The organism is Actinoallomurus purpureus (assembly GCF_024055795.1).
Lineage (GTDB): Bacteria > Actinomycetota > Actinomycetes > Streptosporangiales > Streptosporangiaceae > Actinoallomurus > Actinoallomurus purpureus.
Genome location: NZ_JAMXMY010000035.1, coordinates 59,656 through 73,622, shown reverse-complemented (window position 1 = coordinate 73,622; position 13,967 = coordinate 59,656). Strand labels below are relative to the sequence as shown.

The following is a 13,967-nucleotide window of genomic DNA, read 5'->3' as shown; positions in this document are numbered from 1 at the left end:
CGCCGTCGTCCAGACGGGCCCGTGGCCGCAGACGGGCCCGCGACCGCCTATGCGTCGCCGGGCGCCTACGCGTCGCCGGCCGCGGCCGTGAGCAGGGCGACGGCCTCCTCCCGCGACATCGCCGCGCCGCGTTCACGGGCGGCCGTGAACGCGTCCGCGCCGATGAGCCCCCGTGCCCGCCCGGCGACACGGGCGACGTCGGGATCTCCCGCCAGGGACAGGCCGCGCAGCACGGCCCCGGCGCCGAGGAGAACGGCGGCCCGCTCGCCGTCACCGCGGAGCACCGACGCCCCGGCCAGTGCCTCGGCCGCGTGCGCCAGGACCCGGACGTCCTCCGGCCGGAGGCCGATGGCGAGCGCCTGGAGGAACCGGGCCTCGGCCTCCGCGACGTCCCCCTCCGACTCGGCGACCCGGCCCAGCCCGATCAGCGCCGTCGACCGCGTGTAGCGGACCGCGAACGCGTCGGCCGTGCACCGGCTCAGCGCGGTCTCATGGCGGCGGCGTGCCTCCGCCAGGTCACCGCGATGCCGGGCGACCTCGCCGAGACCGTTGTGGGTGTCGGCGATCTTCTCGGCCCCGCCCGCCCGGCGGGCCAGCTCGTGGGCACGCTGGTAGTCCTGCCACGCGCCGTCGAGGTCGCCGCGGCGGATCAGCATCTCGGCGTGCAGCTGCAGGCAGTCCGCCATGTCCTCGGCGGAGTCCAGCTGCCGGACGTGCTCGAGGGCCTCGTCGATCAGCGTCCGCGCCGATTCCCAGTCGCCGCGCCAGACGGCGATCCGCCCTCGCTCGGCGAGCATCGCCGACAGCCCCCAGCGATCGCCGAACGCGCGGAATCCCGCCTCTCCCTGAGCGAACTCGCCGTAGGCCCCGGTGATGTCGCCGGCCAGCAGATGCCGGTAGGCGTAACCGAAGTGACGAAGCGCGCGAGACCACGGATCCTTGCCCATCCGTGCCTCCTGCAGGGCGACGTTGGCCTGGGAGGGACCGGCGTTCAGCGCCCAGAGGAGGGTGGACATGGGGCGAAGCGCCGGGCGGTCCCAGCCCAGATCCGCCATGATCGAGTCGATCCGGCGCCGGTAGTCGTCGAGGCCCGGATCGTCGCCGCCGCCGTGGATGGCGAGCATGACGCACAGCGCGTACTCCTCGTCCGATCCGGCCGGCGGTTCGGAACCGATCAGGCCGAGCAGCTCGGCGGCCGTCGCGGCGCCCTCGCTGCGCAGGCCGCGCAGCCACCAGTAGGCCGACATCGCCGCGAGCATGCGCAGGGCCCGGGGGTGGTCCGTGTGGACCAACAGGCGCAGCGCCGCCAGGAGGTTGCCGCGCTCGGCGTTCAGGCGGGCCAGCCACTGGAGTTGTTCGGCCCGGCGCAGGTGGGGTTCGGCGATCTCCGCCAGCTCGAGGAAGTACGCGGCGTGCGCGGCGCGTACGCCCTCCGCCTCGCCGGCCTCGGTCAGCCGCTCGGCGCAGAACTCACGGATGGTCTCCAGCATGCGGTACCGCCCGCCATCGGCCTCGACGAGGGACTTGTCGGCAAGGTCGGTGAGCAGGTCGTCGACCTCCTCCCGGGGAAGCCCGCAGACCCGCGCCACCGCCTCCGGGGCGGCGCCGCCCGCGAACACCGTCAGCCGCCGGGCGACCAGGCGTTCGTCCTCGCCGAGCAGATCCCAGCTCCACTGCACCACGGCGCGTAGGGTCCGGTGACGGGGGGCCTTCGTCCGGTCGCCCCGGGACAGCAGCCGGAACCGCTCGTACGGCGCGCCGGGATCGTCCGCGGCCGCCCCGAGGCGGGCGGCGACCTCGTCGACGGTGAGCGTGCGCAGCCGGGCGGCCGCCAGCTCGATCGCCAGCGGGAGGCCGTCGAGCGCCGCGCAGATGCGCACGGTGGTGGCGACCGTCGGGGCGTCGAACGTCAGATCCGGGCGTACGACGGCCGCCCGGTCCGCGAACAGCCGCACCGCCGGATAGGCGAGCGCATCGGCCGGATCCGCTCCGGGCGGGGAGACGGCGAGCGGCGCGAGCGGGCACAGTGCCTCACCGGTGATGCCGAGGGCCTCCCGGCTGGTCGCCAGCACCCGCACGCCGGGACAGGCGCCGAGCAGCCGGTGCACGAGCCGGGCCGCCTCGTCGACGACGTGCTCGCAGTTGTCCAGGATCAGCAGGAGGTCCTGGTCGGCGAGGGCCTCGACGAGCCGCCCCGCCGGGTCCGACTGCGCGCCCGGTGCGCCTGGCAGCAGCCCGGCCTCACGGATGCCCAGCGCGTTGATGACCGCCTGGGCCACCGTGCCCGCCTGGTCTCCGGTCCGTCCATCGATCGCGGCGAGGTCGACGAAACGGACCTCGCCCCGTGCCCGGCCGCCCGCCTCGATCGCCAGCCGGGTCTTGCCGGTCCCGCCCGGACCGAGGAACGTGACGAGGCGTCCTTCGGCGAGCAGCCCGTCGACGCGGGTCAGCTCGTCCTGCCGCCCGACGAAGCTGGTGAGCTGGGCGGCCAGCCCGCCCCGGGTGACCGGCGAGTGCTCCGGCGCGGGCCGCTCCCGCGGGCCGCCGGCGGTCAGAGAGGGGTCGGCCCGGAGGATGGCGAGGTGGACCTGGACCAGCTCCGGCGAAGGGTCGGCGCCCAGTTGGTCTGCGAGGGTCCGCCGCGCGTCCTCGAACACTGTTAGCGCCTCGGCCTGCCGGCCGCCGCCGTACAGGGCTCGCATGAGCTGCCCGCACAGGCGCTCCCGCAGGGGGTGGGCCGCCACCAACTCCTGGAGCTCGATCACCAGGTCGCGGTGCGTCCCCAGCGCGAGCCGCGCCTCGGCGTGGTCCTCGAAGGCGCCCAGCCGCAGCTCCTCGAGCCGGGTGGCCTGCGCATCGGCGAACGGTGCGGCGGCCACGTCGGCCAGCGCCGGTCCCCGCCACAGATCGAGGCCCTCGCGCAGCAGGTCGGCGGCGTTCGCCGGATCACCGGCCGTCAGGGCGCGCCGGCCGTCCCGCGTGAGCCGTTCGAAGCGGAGGGCGTCCACGTCGTCGGGGTCGGCCGCGAGACGGTACCCCGCCGGATGGAACTCGACCAGGTCGCGGAGATCGTCGGCGGTCCCGAGGCCGCGCCGCAGCCGGGACACCTGGGACTGCAGGGCGTTCGCGGCGCCGGCCGGGGGCTCCTCGCCGTACAGGCCGTCGATCAGCCGCTCGGCGGTCACCACCCGGCCCGCGTCGAGGAGCAGCAGGGCGAGCAGTGAGCGCACGCGCGGACCGCCGACCGAGACCGGGGTGCCATCAGACGCGCGCACCTCCAGGGGGCCCAGGATGCCGAATCGCATGCCCTGAAGATAATCAACGTTGACCAATGTGGACGAGTGTCGCCAGCATCCCCCTATGCCGTACGCCTACCTGACCCGCATCTTCGCGGACGCGGCGCGTCTGTTCCCGACTTCTCCGCTCTACGGCCGCCTCGGCGCGGTCGTCGCGGCGGACGAGCGGCTGCTGGCGATCGCGGCGGAGGCCGGTCCCGGCCAGGTCCCCTCGAACATGCTCTTCGCGGCGGAGGCCGGTCCCGGCCAGGTCCCCTCGAACATGCTCTTCGCGGCGGTGCACCATCTGCTGCTGGGGCGTGGTCGCCGCCGATCCGCCGCGGATGGTCGCGGGCGACGCCGTGGAGGTGCTTCCGCGGCTGGTGGCCGACGTGCCTCGGGGGACGCCGGTCGTCGTCTTCCACGCCGCCACCCGCCTGCACGTGCCGGCGGACCGTCGTGACGGGTTCGACGGGGCGATCGCGGCCGTGGGGCGGACGCACGCGCTGTTCCACCTGTCCCTGGAGGAGTCGCGGGAGTTCGGCCCGCTCGTTTTCGCGGCGTGCCTGCGGCACGGCGACACCGCCGAACGGCTCCTGGCCATCGCCGACGGTCACGTCGAGTGGATGGCCGCGCCGGAGACGTTCCGCGCGGGGTGAGTGCCGGTCAGGCGATGGAGAACGTGAGAGGAACGCCGGTCAGGAGATGGAGAAGGCGGCCCAGACGGCCTTGCCGCCGCCCAGCAGAGGAGTCCAGCCCCAGGCACGGCTCATGGCGTCGATGATGTGCAGGCCGCGCCCGGTCTCGGCGACGTAGTCCGGCTCCTGCATGGCCGGGGCGCGGTCCGCCGGGTCGGTGACCATGCAGACCAGGTGGCAGCGGTAGCGGACGAGCACGAGCCGGAGGGCCTCTTCGGCGCCGACCCCGCACCGCAGCCCGTGGCGGACCGCGTTCGTCACCAGCTCCGAGACGACCACGGACGCGTCGTCGTAGAACCGGCCCAGGCTCCACTCCGTCAACGTCGTCTTCGTGACGTGCCGCGCGATCTTCGGTGACTCGGCCTCCGCAGGCAGGTTCCGGGTGGCCACCCAGGGCCGGCCGGGAACCTGGTGTGGTGCGTTGTCGAGACGTGTCAGCCAGTCATCCCAACCCCGGTGTGCGAGGGGGATGCCGGTGGTCTCGCGCAGGGGAGACATGGTCATTGGCGAACCCTGGGGAAGTCGTGTTCGTCGCGAGGCGCGGGGTGCGCCGCTTCCGCTATCTTGCTCCTCAAGTCGTGCATATGCAAGCACGCTTGCACACTCAAATGCACGTGCATCTGAGCGTGCAGCGTGCGGGGGGAGCGGCGTCCGGCCGGCGCCATCACGGTGCGACCGGGCATTCTCGACAGAGGCTTGGAGGGGCGAGGATGTATCAGGCCTACAACGGAATGTCGGCGTCCTGCTTGCAGGAGGTCAGCTGGCTCAAGAGCCGGGCCAGCAACCCGAGCGGCAACTGCGTCGAGCTGGCGCAGCTGCCCGATGGCGCCATCGCCGTGCGGAACTCCCGCTTCCCGGAGGGTCCCGCGCTGCTCTACACCCGCGCCGAGATCGACGCCTTCATCCAGGGAGCCAAGGACGGAGACTTCGACCACATGCTCCATTGACGACAGCGTTGCCGCTTCGACGCGAACGCTTTGCAATCGGTGCCCCCGGTGGGACACTGGGCGGATTCCGGTGTCCTGAGGGGAGCGCATGATCGGGTCTCAGCCTGACGGCGAGGTGGCCGTGAGCAGTTTGTTCGGTCATCATCGTGGTGGTCCGACGGTGCTGCGTATTGTGCTGGGCGCGCAGTTGCGGCGGTTGCGTGAGGCGCGGGGGATCACGTGTGAGGAGGCCGGTGAGGCGATCCGGGCGTCGCATTCAAAGATCAGCCGGATGGAGTTGGGGCGGGTTCGGTTCCGGGCTCGTGATGTTGCTGATCTGCTGAGCCTGTATGGGGTGGAGGCTGAGGCGGAGCGGTCGGCGATGCTGGCGTTGGCGGAGCGGGCGAATGAGCCGGGGTGGTGGCATTCGTATTCCGATATTCTGCCGGGTTGGTTTGAGGTGTATATCGGGTTGGAGGAGGCGGCGTCGCGGATTCGCGCGTATGAGGTGCAGTTTGTTCCTGGGTTGTTGCAGACCGAGGATTATGCGCGTGCGGTGACGTTGCTGGGGCATCCGGATGCGCCAGGGCATGAGGTTGAGCGGCGGGTGGGGTTGCGGATGCGGCGTCAGTCGTTCTTGCGGGGGGAGGATCCGCCGCATTTTTGGGCGGTGGTGGATGAGGCGGCGTTGCGGCGGCCGTTGGGTGGTGCTGCGGTGATGCGGCGGCAGTTGGAGCATCTGATCGAGGTGACGGAGTTTCCGCATGTGACGTTGCAGGTGGTGCCGTTTCATCTGGGTGGGCATGCGGCTGCGGGGGGTCCGTTCAGTATTTTGCGGTTCGCGGAGCCGGATTTGCCGGATGTGGTGTATCTGGAGCAGTTGACCAGTTCGTTGTATCTGGATAAGCGTGATGATGTGGATAATTATTTGGCGGTGATGGAGCGGTTGTGCATCGACGCCGAGCCCGCCACCCGCATCCGCGACACCCTCGGGCGCATCCTCAAAGAGCTCTGAGCCGGGCTTACACCTGAGCCGACCTAACGCTTGACGTGGGCTTAAGCCTTGCGTCCGACGCCGCCCACCATCCACACCTTCTCCGGCGCACGCGCGTTCAGCGGATTCTCCGGGTGCCACTGGCGTACGTAGACGAGCCCGGGATCCAGCAGTTCGAAGCCGTCGAAGAACGGCAGCACCTGGTCGCGTGTCCGCGCGGCCTTCTCGCCGGGCCGCTCCAGGATCGCCTGATAGATCTCCTCGATCGGTTCGACGACGTCCGGACGGGTGTCGAAGACGACGTGGGAGATGGCCAGGTAACTGCCGGACGGGATCGCGTCGCGCAGCCAGGCGATGCTCTTGAAAGGATCGTCCGAATGCGGGATGAAGTGCAGCGCGCCGCATATCACGACGGCCAGCGGCCGTTCCAGGTCGATGAGCCCGCCGAGCCGGCATTCGGTGAGGAACTCCTCGGGGCGGAGAATGTCGCCCGCCACGGCCGCGGTCCGCGGGCTGTCGATCAGGATCGCCCGGGCGTGCGAGAGGACGACCGGGTCCTTGTCGACGTAGACGACCCGCGCGTCGGGCGCCACGGACCGGGCGACCTCATGACTGTTGCGCTGGGTGGGCAGCCCGGATCCGATGTCGATGAACTGCCGGATGCCCTGCTCGGCGAGAAAGCGCACCGCACGCCCCAGGAAGGCCCGGTTCTCCAGTGAGATCTCCTTGATCTCCGGAGCTATGGCGAGCAGTTCGTCGGCCGCCTGCCGGTCGGCGGCGAAATTATCCTTGCCCCCAAGGAAGTAGTCGTTCATGCGGGCGATGTTGGGAACGCTCGTGTCCACGCCGGGCAGGCCACGCCGGGGCACGTAGGTCACATCACACCTTTCTCGGACTTTTACCGATCTTACTGTGCCAGCCCGACTCGTCGTCTTCAATGCGTCCGGGGAATGGACCGGCGTCGCCATCAGCGCTCGGCGGCGCGTCCGGCGTCGTCGGAGCGGCGGCGGGCGTCCTCCGCCGTACGCGCGGCGCGCTCGTACTCGCGTTCGGTCACCTGGGCGTGCCGGCCGAGCTCCACGTTTTCCGCCTCGGCGTCCTTCACCTGCTCACGCAACTCCCGGAGCCGCCGGTCGGACGCCGCCAGCGCCTTCCGCGCGGCGTCCCGCTCGGACCGCCACTCGGCGAGGGAACGCTCGGCCTCCTCCGCCCGCCGGGAGGCCGCCCGTGCCTCCTCCGCCAGCCGCCGGGCGCGGAGGCGAGGGTCCTCCTTGGGCGCGGCCGGCTTCCGCCGATGCGTCACCGAAGGCGCCACGGCGCCGAGCGGCCCGAACCCAGCGTGGCTCAGCGGGTGTTCCAGACGCCCGGTCCGTACGGCCTCGGCCGCCGTGGGATCGGCGATGGCGGCCTGCAGCGTGTCCTCCACCTCACGACTCTGCGCCTCGTTGAGCTGCCGGCCCGCCTCCTCGGCCAGCTCGCGCGCCCGGCGCAGGAGCCCGTCCACCAAGGCGCCGCGTTCGCGCTCCGGCTCGCTCACGTCACCGCCGGACGACCACGCCTCACGCATCCGTTCGCCCAGCTCGAGCAGCGGCGCGACCGCGCCGTCGCGGACCAGGAGGTTCACCGCCCACGCCGACACCGTCGGACGGCGAAGCGCGGTGAGGCGGCGGGCGTCCTCCCGTGGCAGCTCCCCGGCCAGCCGCTTCCGCGTGGCGGTGAACTCGGACGGGGCGACGCCGTAGAGCCGGTCGGCGGCTGTCTCGAACTCCACGTCCCCATGATTCCCGCGTAAAGACGACACAAGATGTCCGCTTCCACTGTCGGCGGGGGCCATCGTGTGCGTCACCGGGCGTACGACGTGTGAGCGGCGTTCGGAGATGGGCCGGCCCGAGACGATCGAGGAGACGGCCGAGCTCGTGACGGAGGCGGGCGGCGAGGGCGTCGCCGTGGCCGTGGACCACCTGGAACCCGATCAGGTGCGCGCCCTCGTCGAGCGGATCGACGCTGCGGGCCGAGGCGATGCTCGGCCTGTTGACCAATGAGCCACACTTCTGCATCTCCGAGTCACCGACATACGTCGGCCGGGCCATCGTGGCACCGGCCGGCGACCCGACGTGGCCCGGTGGAGCGGGCAGACCCTCTCGAGCGGCGGACTGGCGAAGGTCTACGGCTTCACCGACGTCGACGGCATCCGACCGGACGCCTGGCGCTGTATCACCGAGGTCCGGAAGGCCGGCCGGCCGGCTCGCCGACGACACCGGCTACCGCTGAGCATCCCGCTGAGCACCCCCCCTGACCGGCCTGATCCAGGCCGTCCGCACGGCGGGAGATTCCCGCCGAGGAAGGCGAGGAGTCGCCGGTGGGCGGGGGCGTCGGTGGGAGCGGGGACTTCGGGGCCGAACATGCCGGGCCGCCCGCATGCCGCGGCTATCCGTCGTCGAAGCGGCGCGCCGAGGCGCTCTCCTGGGCCATCCGGCGCAGGGCGATCAGGACCCGCTCGTACAGGACGTTGGTGGCGACGGCGGTCTGCACGGCCTTCTCCCGGTCGTCGCCGACCAGCAGCCGGCCGACCTCGTGGTCCGCGACGAGTTCGGCGGCCTGGATGTAGGGGCGAAGATCGCTCAGGACGATCGGCAGGCCGAGCCGGCGCAACGCCACGAAGGCCTGCGCGAGCAGGTCGCGGGTCGGCGCGTCGGGCAGCACCTGCCAGCCGAGCTCGGCGACGACCGCGTCGACGTCCTCCCGCGCCGCCTGCCAGTCGGGGCCCTCGCGGTGCGGTTCCGCCCGGGGTCCCAGGGCGTACTGCGCCGTGCCCAGGAGCTGGTGCAGCGGGATGTCCTCGTCGTCGACGGCGGCGACGATCTGCTGGACGGACGCGATCGGCAGGTCGCCGACCTCCCGGAGGGCGCGGATCAGGCGGAGCCGATCGAGATGCCGGCCGTCGTACTCCGCCCTGGTCGCCGCGGTGGCCGCTCCCTTCGGGAGGAGCCCCTCGCGGATGTAGTACTTGATCGTCTGGACCGGTAGGCCGCTCCGGTCGCTCAGCTCAGAAATCTTCATGTGCCCCCTTGGCTGGATATTATCGCTATCCAACTATTAGATAGTCGGGCTATCTAATTGGAGGGTGCTCTGAGGCCGTCCTGGCCCGAAGGCGGAACTCAGCCGCGGCGCATCGACTCGGAGATCTTCTCGGCGGCGGCCAGTATGGGCGGCGCGTGCATCCGGCCGGGCGCGCGCGTCAGCCGCTCGATCGGCCCGGACACCGAGATGGCGGCGATCACCCGGCCGCCGGTGCCCCGGATCGGCGCGGACACCGAGGCGACGCCCTGCTCGCGCTCGCCGACGCTCTGCGCCCACCCGCGGCGTCGTACGGAGGCGAGCGTCGTGGCGGTGAACTTCGAGCCGCGCAGCCCCCGATGCAGGCGGTCGGGCTCCTCCCAGGCCAGCAGGATCTGGGCGGCCGATCCCGCCGTCATGGGCAGCGCGCTGCCGACCGGGACCGTGTCGCGCAGGCCGCTCATCCGCTCGGCAGCCGCCACGCACACGCGCACGTCGCCCTGCCGGCGGTACAGCTGGGCGCTCTCGCCGGTCAGGTCCCGCAACTGGGTCAGGATGGGCTGGGCCACGGCGAGGAGCCGGTCCTCGCCGGCGGCGGCGGCCAGCTCGGCCAGCCGGGGCCCGAGGATGAAACGGCCTTGGGTGTCACGGTGGACGAGGCGGTGGTGCTCCAGCGCGACGGCGAGCCGGTGGGCGGTCGGCCGGGCCAGGCCGGTCGTCTGCACCAACTGGGCGAGTGAGGCCGGGCCGGCCTCCAGGGCGTTCAGGACCAGAACCGCTTTGTCCAGGACGCCGACTCCGCTAGAGTTGTCCATGCTTCGATACTGCCGTCTCGCAATCTGAGATGCAAGTCGCAAGCGGAGGAGCATGAGACTAGGAAGAGGTGGAGTGATGGGCCGAACACTGGCGGACAAGGTTTACGACGCGCACGTCGTACGGAGCGCCGAGGGCGAGCCGGACGTCCTCTACATCGATCTCCACCTCATCCACGAGGTCACCAGTCCCCAGGCCTTCGACGGCCTGCGCATGGCGGACCGTACGGTCCGGCGCCCGGACCTGACGATCGCCACCGAGGACCACAACGTCCCGACCACCGACATCCTCGCGCCGATCGCCGACCCGGTGTCGCGCACCCAGGTCGAGACGCTGCGCAAGAACTGCGCCGAGTTCGGCGTCCGCCTGCACCCGATGGGCGACGCCGGCCAGGGCATCGTGCACGTCATCGGCCCGCAGCTGGGCCTGACCCAGCCGGGCATGACGGTGGTCTGCGGCGACTCGCACACCTCCACGCACGGCGCCTTCGGCGCGCTGGCCTTCGGCATCGGCACCAGCGAGGTCGAGCACGTGCTCGCGACCCAGACGCTGTCGCAGCGCAGGCCCAAGATGATGGCGGTCACCGTCGACGGCGAGCTGCCGTACGGCGTGACCGCCAAGGACCTCATCCTGGCGATCATCACGAAGATCGGCACGGGCGGCGGGCAGGGCCACGTCATCGAGTACCGCGGCGAGGCGATCCGGTCGCTGTCGATGGAGGGCCGCATGACGGTCTGCAACATGTCCATCGAGGCGGGCGCGCGGGCCGGCATGATCGCGCCGGACGAGACGACCTTCGCCTACCTCGAGGGCCGCCCGCACGCGCCGTCCGGAGCCGACTGGGAGGCCGCCAAGGAGTACTGGCGGTCGCTGCGCACCGACGACGACGCGACCTTCGACAAGGAGGTCGTCATCGACGCCTCCGAGCTCACGCCGTTCGTGACCTGGGGCACCAACCCCGGCCAGGGCGCCCCGCTGTCGGCGAGTGTGCCGGACCCGGCCTCCTTCGAGGACCCGACGCGACGCGCCGCCGCCGAGCGCGCCCTGGAGTACATGGGCCTGACCGCCGGCACCTCGCTGCGCGATGTCGCCGTCGACACCGTGTTCGTCGGCTCCTGCACCAACGGCCGGATCGAGGACCTGCGCGCGGTGGCGGAGGTGATCAAGGGCCGCAAGGTCGCCGACGGCGTGCGGATGCTCGTCGTTCCGGGCTCGATGAAGGTCAAGGCGCAGGCCGAGGAGGAGGGCCTGAACGAGGTCTTCAAGGCCGCGGGCGCCGAGTGGCGCGAGGCGGGCTGCTCCATGTGCCTGGGCATGAACCCCGACCAGCTCAAGCCGGGGGAGCGCAGCGCCTCGACCTCCAACCGCAACTTCGAGGGCCGGCAGGGCAAGGGCGGCCGCACCCACCTGGTCTCGCCCGCCGTCGCCGCCGCCACCGCCGTAACCGGGCGCCTGAGCGCCCCGGCCGACCTGTAACGGAGCCAGCCATGGAAGCCTTCACCACGCACACGGGCCGCGCCGTGCCGCTGCGGCGCAGCAACGTCGACACCGACCAGATCATCCCGGCCGTGTGGCTCAAGCAGGTCAGCCGCACCGGGTTCGAGAAGGGCCTGTTCGCCGCCTGGCGCGAGGACCCCGGCTTCGTCCTGAACCAGCCGGAGTATCAGGGTGCGTCCATCCTCGTCGCCGGTCCCGACTTCGGCACCGGCTCGTCGCGCGAGCACGCCGTCTGGGCGCTCCAGCAGTACGGCTTCCGCGCCGTCGTGTCGGCGCGCTTCGGCGACATCTTCCGCAACAACGCGACGAAGATGGGCCTGCTGCCGATCGAGCTGCCCGAGGACGCCGTCGAGCGTCTGCAGGACAAGATCGAGGCGAACCCCGCCAAGGAGTTCACCATCGACCTGGAGCGCCGCGAGCTGCGCTGCGACGAGGGCGGCGTTCAGACGTTCGAGATCGACGACTACACGCGCTGGCGGCTCCTGGAGGGCCTGGACGACATCGGCCTGACGCTGCGCCACGCCGACGCCATCACCGCCTTCGAGCAGAACCGCGAGTCCTGGCTCCCGGTGACGGCCTGACACTCGCGTCCGTACGGTGGAGGGGTCGGCAGCGAACGCTGCCGGCCCCTCCTGCCGTCCAGACGCGCGGCGCGCCTCCATGAGAGGCAGGTGACGAGGTGTGATGATGGCAACACTGTCCGGCCCTGCGTGGGACGACCCGCAACTGAACGCCCTGGCCCTGCGGCTGCGCGAGGCGCACACGCGGGTGGCAGACCTTCCAGGTGCGCTCAAACCACGCCTGACCAGGCAACTCTTGCTCATAACCGATCTTGCCAAGCGGGATCCGGCGCTTGCCGTCAAGCGTCTCGAATCCTTCATGATCGAGCTCGACGGCGATGAAAACGTTCCTTGAATGGCGGTTCCGCCTGCGACACAGGCGAAAACATCGGCCATGGGTGATTGTGTAGATACCCCAAGGTCCCCTAGTTTCGAGCGAGCAAGGGGGAAGAGGAGCAAACCCATGAACAAGCGCGAACTCGTCGACGCGATCGCCGATCGAGTCGGCAGCAAGAAGGCGGCGACGGAGGCAGTCGACGCGATCCTGGACACCATTCAGGCGACCGTTGCCAAGGGAGAGAAGGTGGCCATCACCGGTTTTGGATCTTTCGAGAAGGCCGATCGGCCGGCTCGAGAGGCCCGCAACCCGGCGACGGGTGCCACGATCAAGGTCCCTGCGACCTCGGTCCCGAAGTTCAAGGCAGGTTCGGATTTCAAGAACCTCGTGGCCGGGGCCAAGAAGAAATAGCGGCATGTCGACGGCGCCCGGCCAGACTCAGGTCTGCCGGGCGCCGTCGTGGTCGTCAGGGCCGCTCTGGAGGACCGGCGACAACACGCCGAGGCGCCGTCTGGCGCCGCGCAGCCGGACAGCGGGCTTGTGACACGGCCGCTACGGCAGCGGGAAGGTCGACAGGGTGATGACCGTGATGCGGTCGTCCTCGACCGCGAGGTTGACCCGTTGCCCGAACCTCAGCAGCCGCAGGCCGCCGGCGTCGAACGCCGCCGTGTCGAAGGCCATCTCGCTCCCGTCGTCCAGCAGCACGCTGCCGGTCCGCGTCTCGGCGTCGTACGCCTTCACCGTGCCCTGCATGCCGCACAGACTAGAGCGTCCGCTGCGGAAGCCGGACGGCGAGCCGCCGGGTGACCGCCCGGCGCCCCGTACGTCCGGGCCGTGGGGTCGCCGGGTGCGGTTCGGCGCCGGGCACGTCAGGTACGTCGGGTCGCTTGGCGATCGGGTCGGTGTCGGCACGTAGGGTCGCCGGGTGACCGGTTCGGTGCCGGGTCCGTCGGGTCCGTCGGGTCGCCGGGTGACCGGTTCGGTGTCGGCACGTAGGGTCGCCGGGTGATCGGGTTGGGGCGCCCGGCCCGTGCGGTCACCGGCCGGCCGGACCGGGGGCCGGGGAATGCCCGGCCCGTACGCCGTGTCAGTCGATCGGCGCGGACTCGCAGGGCACGGGCAGCAGAGGGGCCACGGAGGCCGTCCGCGGTCCGACCCCGAGCACGAGCGCGGCCCGCAGGTCGTCGATCGTGTCGACGTCCTGGCGGACGCTGAGGACGTCGTCCAGCAGCAGTTCCCGCGCGCCCAGGTCCCGGTGCCGGGCCCGGGAGTCCGTACCGAAGGCGGGCGCGAACACCGCGCCGGGCCGTGCGGTGTACAGCGTGGTGCCGGTGCCCGCGACGTCGGGCAGGAACGCGTTCGGCGCGTCCTCGGCGGCCTCCAGCACCCGGTGCAGCTCGGCGGGCCGCAGGGCCGGCAGGTCGGCCGACAGCGCGCCGACGCCGCCGTCCGGCGCCAGCAGCCGCGCCCGCTCGACGCCGTGGACGAGAGCCGGGTTGAGCCCGGCGTCCGGCTCGTCGGGGACGACATGGGCGCCGAGCGCCATGAGTTCGGGTGCCGCGACCGGGTCGTCGGTGACCACCAGGACCCCCCGCACCCGCGAGCAGCGCAGCGCGGCGGATACGGTGTCGGTCGCGATGGCGAGCGCGAGCCGCTCGCGGTGCGGTCCGGCGGGGCCGGACAGCCGTGACTTCGCGCGGGCCAGCGGCTTGACCGGCACGACGAGCGTCCACGTAAGGCGATGGGTACGAGACATCGTGGGTCGACACTACGCGGAGCCAACCGCGACACTTGACGACACCCCCGGCTC

General features: G+C 71.6%; 15 protein-coding genes and 1 pseudogene. 8 read left to right on the top strand and 8 right to left on the bottom strand.

The window, feature by feature from the left end; translation table 11 throughout:
* Window positions 1-65 precede the first annotated feature (65 nt).
* Window positions 66-3,305 (bottom strand): AfsR/SARP family transcriptional regulator, encoded by a 3,240-nt coding sequence (locus tag NE236_RS40955; protein WP_252847698.1) that lies wholly within the window; start codon window positions 3,303-3,305, stop codon window positions 66-68.
* 290 nt (window positions 3,306-3,595) lie between these two features.
* On the opposite strand from NE236_RS40955, the gene NE236_RS40950 reads away from it, so the two are divergent.
* The gene (locus tag NE236_RS40950; RefSeq protein ID WP_252847697.1) at window positions 3,596-3,934 is read left to right on the top strand and encodes a DUF2332 family protein; all 339 of its coding nucleotides are present in this window, start codon (window positions 3,596-3,598) and stop codon (window positions 3,932-3,934) included.
* Between the two features lie 39 nt (window positions 3,935-3,973).
* On the opposite strand, the gene NE236_RS40945 is transcribed toward NE236_RS40950, so the two are convergent.
* Entirely contained in the window at window positions 3,974-4,477 is a 504-nt protein-coding gene (locus tag NE236_RS40945; RefSeq protein WP_252847696.1) for an ATP-binding protein, read from the bottom strand.
* 206 nt (window positions 4,478-4,683) lie between these two features.
* Here NE236_RS40945 and NE236_RS40940 point away from each other — a divergent pair, with 206 nt between their 5' ends.
* Together NE236_RS40940 and NE236_RS40935 are read left to right on the top strand one after the other, a co-directional pair.
* Window positions 4,684-4,920, top strand: a complete 237-nt coding sequence (locus NE236_RS40940; RefSeq protein ID WP_252847695.1) for a DUF397 domain-containing protein — start codon at window positions 4,684-4,686, stop codon at window positions 4,918-4,920.
* Window positions 4,921-5,008: 88 nt separating this feature from the next.
* Complete coding sequence (locus tag NE236_RS40935; protein ID WP_252847694.1) at window positions 5,009-5,914, top strand: Sco1979 family transcriptional regulator; 906 nt, start codon at window positions 5,009-5,011, stop codon at window positions 5,912-5,914.
* Between the two features lie 41 nt (window positions 5,915-5,955).
* Here the strand turns inward: NE236_RS40935 and NE236_RS40930 are convergent, their stop codons facing one another.
* Together NE236_RS40930 and NE236_RS40925 are read right to left on the bottom strand one after the other, a co-directional pair.
* On the bottom strand, window positions 5,956-6,771 hold the full coding sequence (locus tag NE236_RS40930) for an SAM-dependent methyltransferase (RefSeq protein ID WP_252847693.1): 816 nt from the start codon (window positions 6,769-6,771) through the stop codon (window positions 5,956-5,958).
* A gap of 89 nt (window positions 6,772-6,860) precedes the next feature.
* A complete protein-coding gene (locus NE236_RS40925; RefSeq protein WP_252847692.1) occupies window positions 6,861-7,664 on the bottom strand; it encodes a hypothetical protein in 804 nt (267 codons plus the stop codon).
* A gap of 52 nt (window positions 7,665-7,716) precedes the next feature.
* On the opposite strand from NE236_RS40925, the pseudogene NE236_RS40920 reads away from it, so the two are divergent.
* A pseudogene (locus tag NE236_RS40920) lies at window positions 7,717-8,139 on the top strand (SDR family oxidoreductase); the annotation flags it as partial.
* A 181-nt stretch (window positions 8,140-8,320) separates the two neighbouring features.
* On the opposite strand, the gene NE236_RS40915 reads toward NE236_RS40920, so the two are convergent.
* Both NE236_RS40915 and NE236_RS40910 read right to left on the bottom strand, forming a co-directional pair.
* A complete protein-coding gene (locus NE236_RS40915) occupies window positions 8,321-8,953 on the bottom strand; it encodes a MerR family transcriptional regulator (RefSeq protein ID WP_252847691.1) in 633 nt (210 codons plus the stop codon).
* A 98-nt stretch (window positions 8,954-9,051) separates the two neighbouring features.
* Window positions 9,052-9,765 (bottom strand): IclR family transcriptional regulator, encoded by a 714-nt coding sequence (locus tag NE236_RS40910; protein WP_252847690.1) that lies wholly within the window; start codon window positions 9,763-9,765, stop codon window positions 9,052-9,054.
* Between the two features lie 76 nt (window positions 9,766-9,841).
* Between NE236_RS40910 and leuC the strand changes: the two genes are divergently transcribed.
* The 4 genes from leuC (at window position 9,842) to NE236_RS40890 (ending at window position 12,568) form a co-directional block, all read left to right on the top strand.
* On the top strand, window positions 9,842-11,239 hold the full coding sequence (gene leuC, locus NE236_RS40905; RefSeq protein WP_252847689.1) for a 3-isopropylmalate dehydratase large subunit: 1,398 nt from the start codon (window positions 9,842-9,844) through the stop codon (window positions 11,237-11,239).
* A gap of 11 nt (window positions 11,240-11,250) precedes the next feature.
* Window positions 11,251-11,841 (top strand): 3-isopropylmalate dehydratase small subunit, encoded by a 591-nt coding sequence (gene leuD / locus NE236_RS40900; protein WP_252847688.1) that lies wholly within the window; start codon window positions 11,251-11,253, stop codon window positions 11,839-11,841.
* A gap of 106 nt (window positions 11,842-11,947) precedes the next feature.
* Window positions 11,948-12,175 carry an SCO5555 family protein gene (locus NE236_RS40895; protein ID WP_252847687.1) on the top strand — a complete coding sequence of 76 codons (228 nt, stop codon included), beginning with the start codon at window positions 11,948-11,950 and terminating at the stop codon, window positions 12,173-12,175.
* A gap of 108 nt (window positions 12,176-12,283) precedes the next feature.
* On the top strand, window positions 12,284-12,568 hold the full coding sequence (locus NE236_RS40890; protein ID WP_252847686.1) for an HU family DNA-binding protein: 285 nt from the start codon (window positions 12,284-12,286) through the stop codon (window positions 12,566-12,568).
* A gap of 141 nt (window positions 12,569-12,709) precedes the next feature.
* On the opposite strand, the gene NE236_RS40885 is transcribed toward NE236_RS40890, so the two are convergent.
* Both NE236_RS40885 and cofC read right to left on the bottom strand, forming a co-directional pair.
* A complete protein-coding gene (locus NE236_RS40885; protein ID WP_252847685.1) occupies window positions 12,710-12,910 on the bottom strand; it encodes a hypothetical protein in 201 nt (66 codons plus the stop codon).
* A 334-nt stretch (window positions 12,911-13,244) separates the two neighbouring features.
* Window positions 13,245-13,913, bottom strand: coding sequence for a 2-phospho-L-lactate guanylyltransferase (gene cofC / locus NE236_RS40880; RefSeq protein WP_252847684.1), 669 nt, complete (start codon window positions 13,911-13,913; stop codon window positions 13,245-13,247).
* Window positions 13,914-13,967 lie beyond the last annotated feature (54 nt).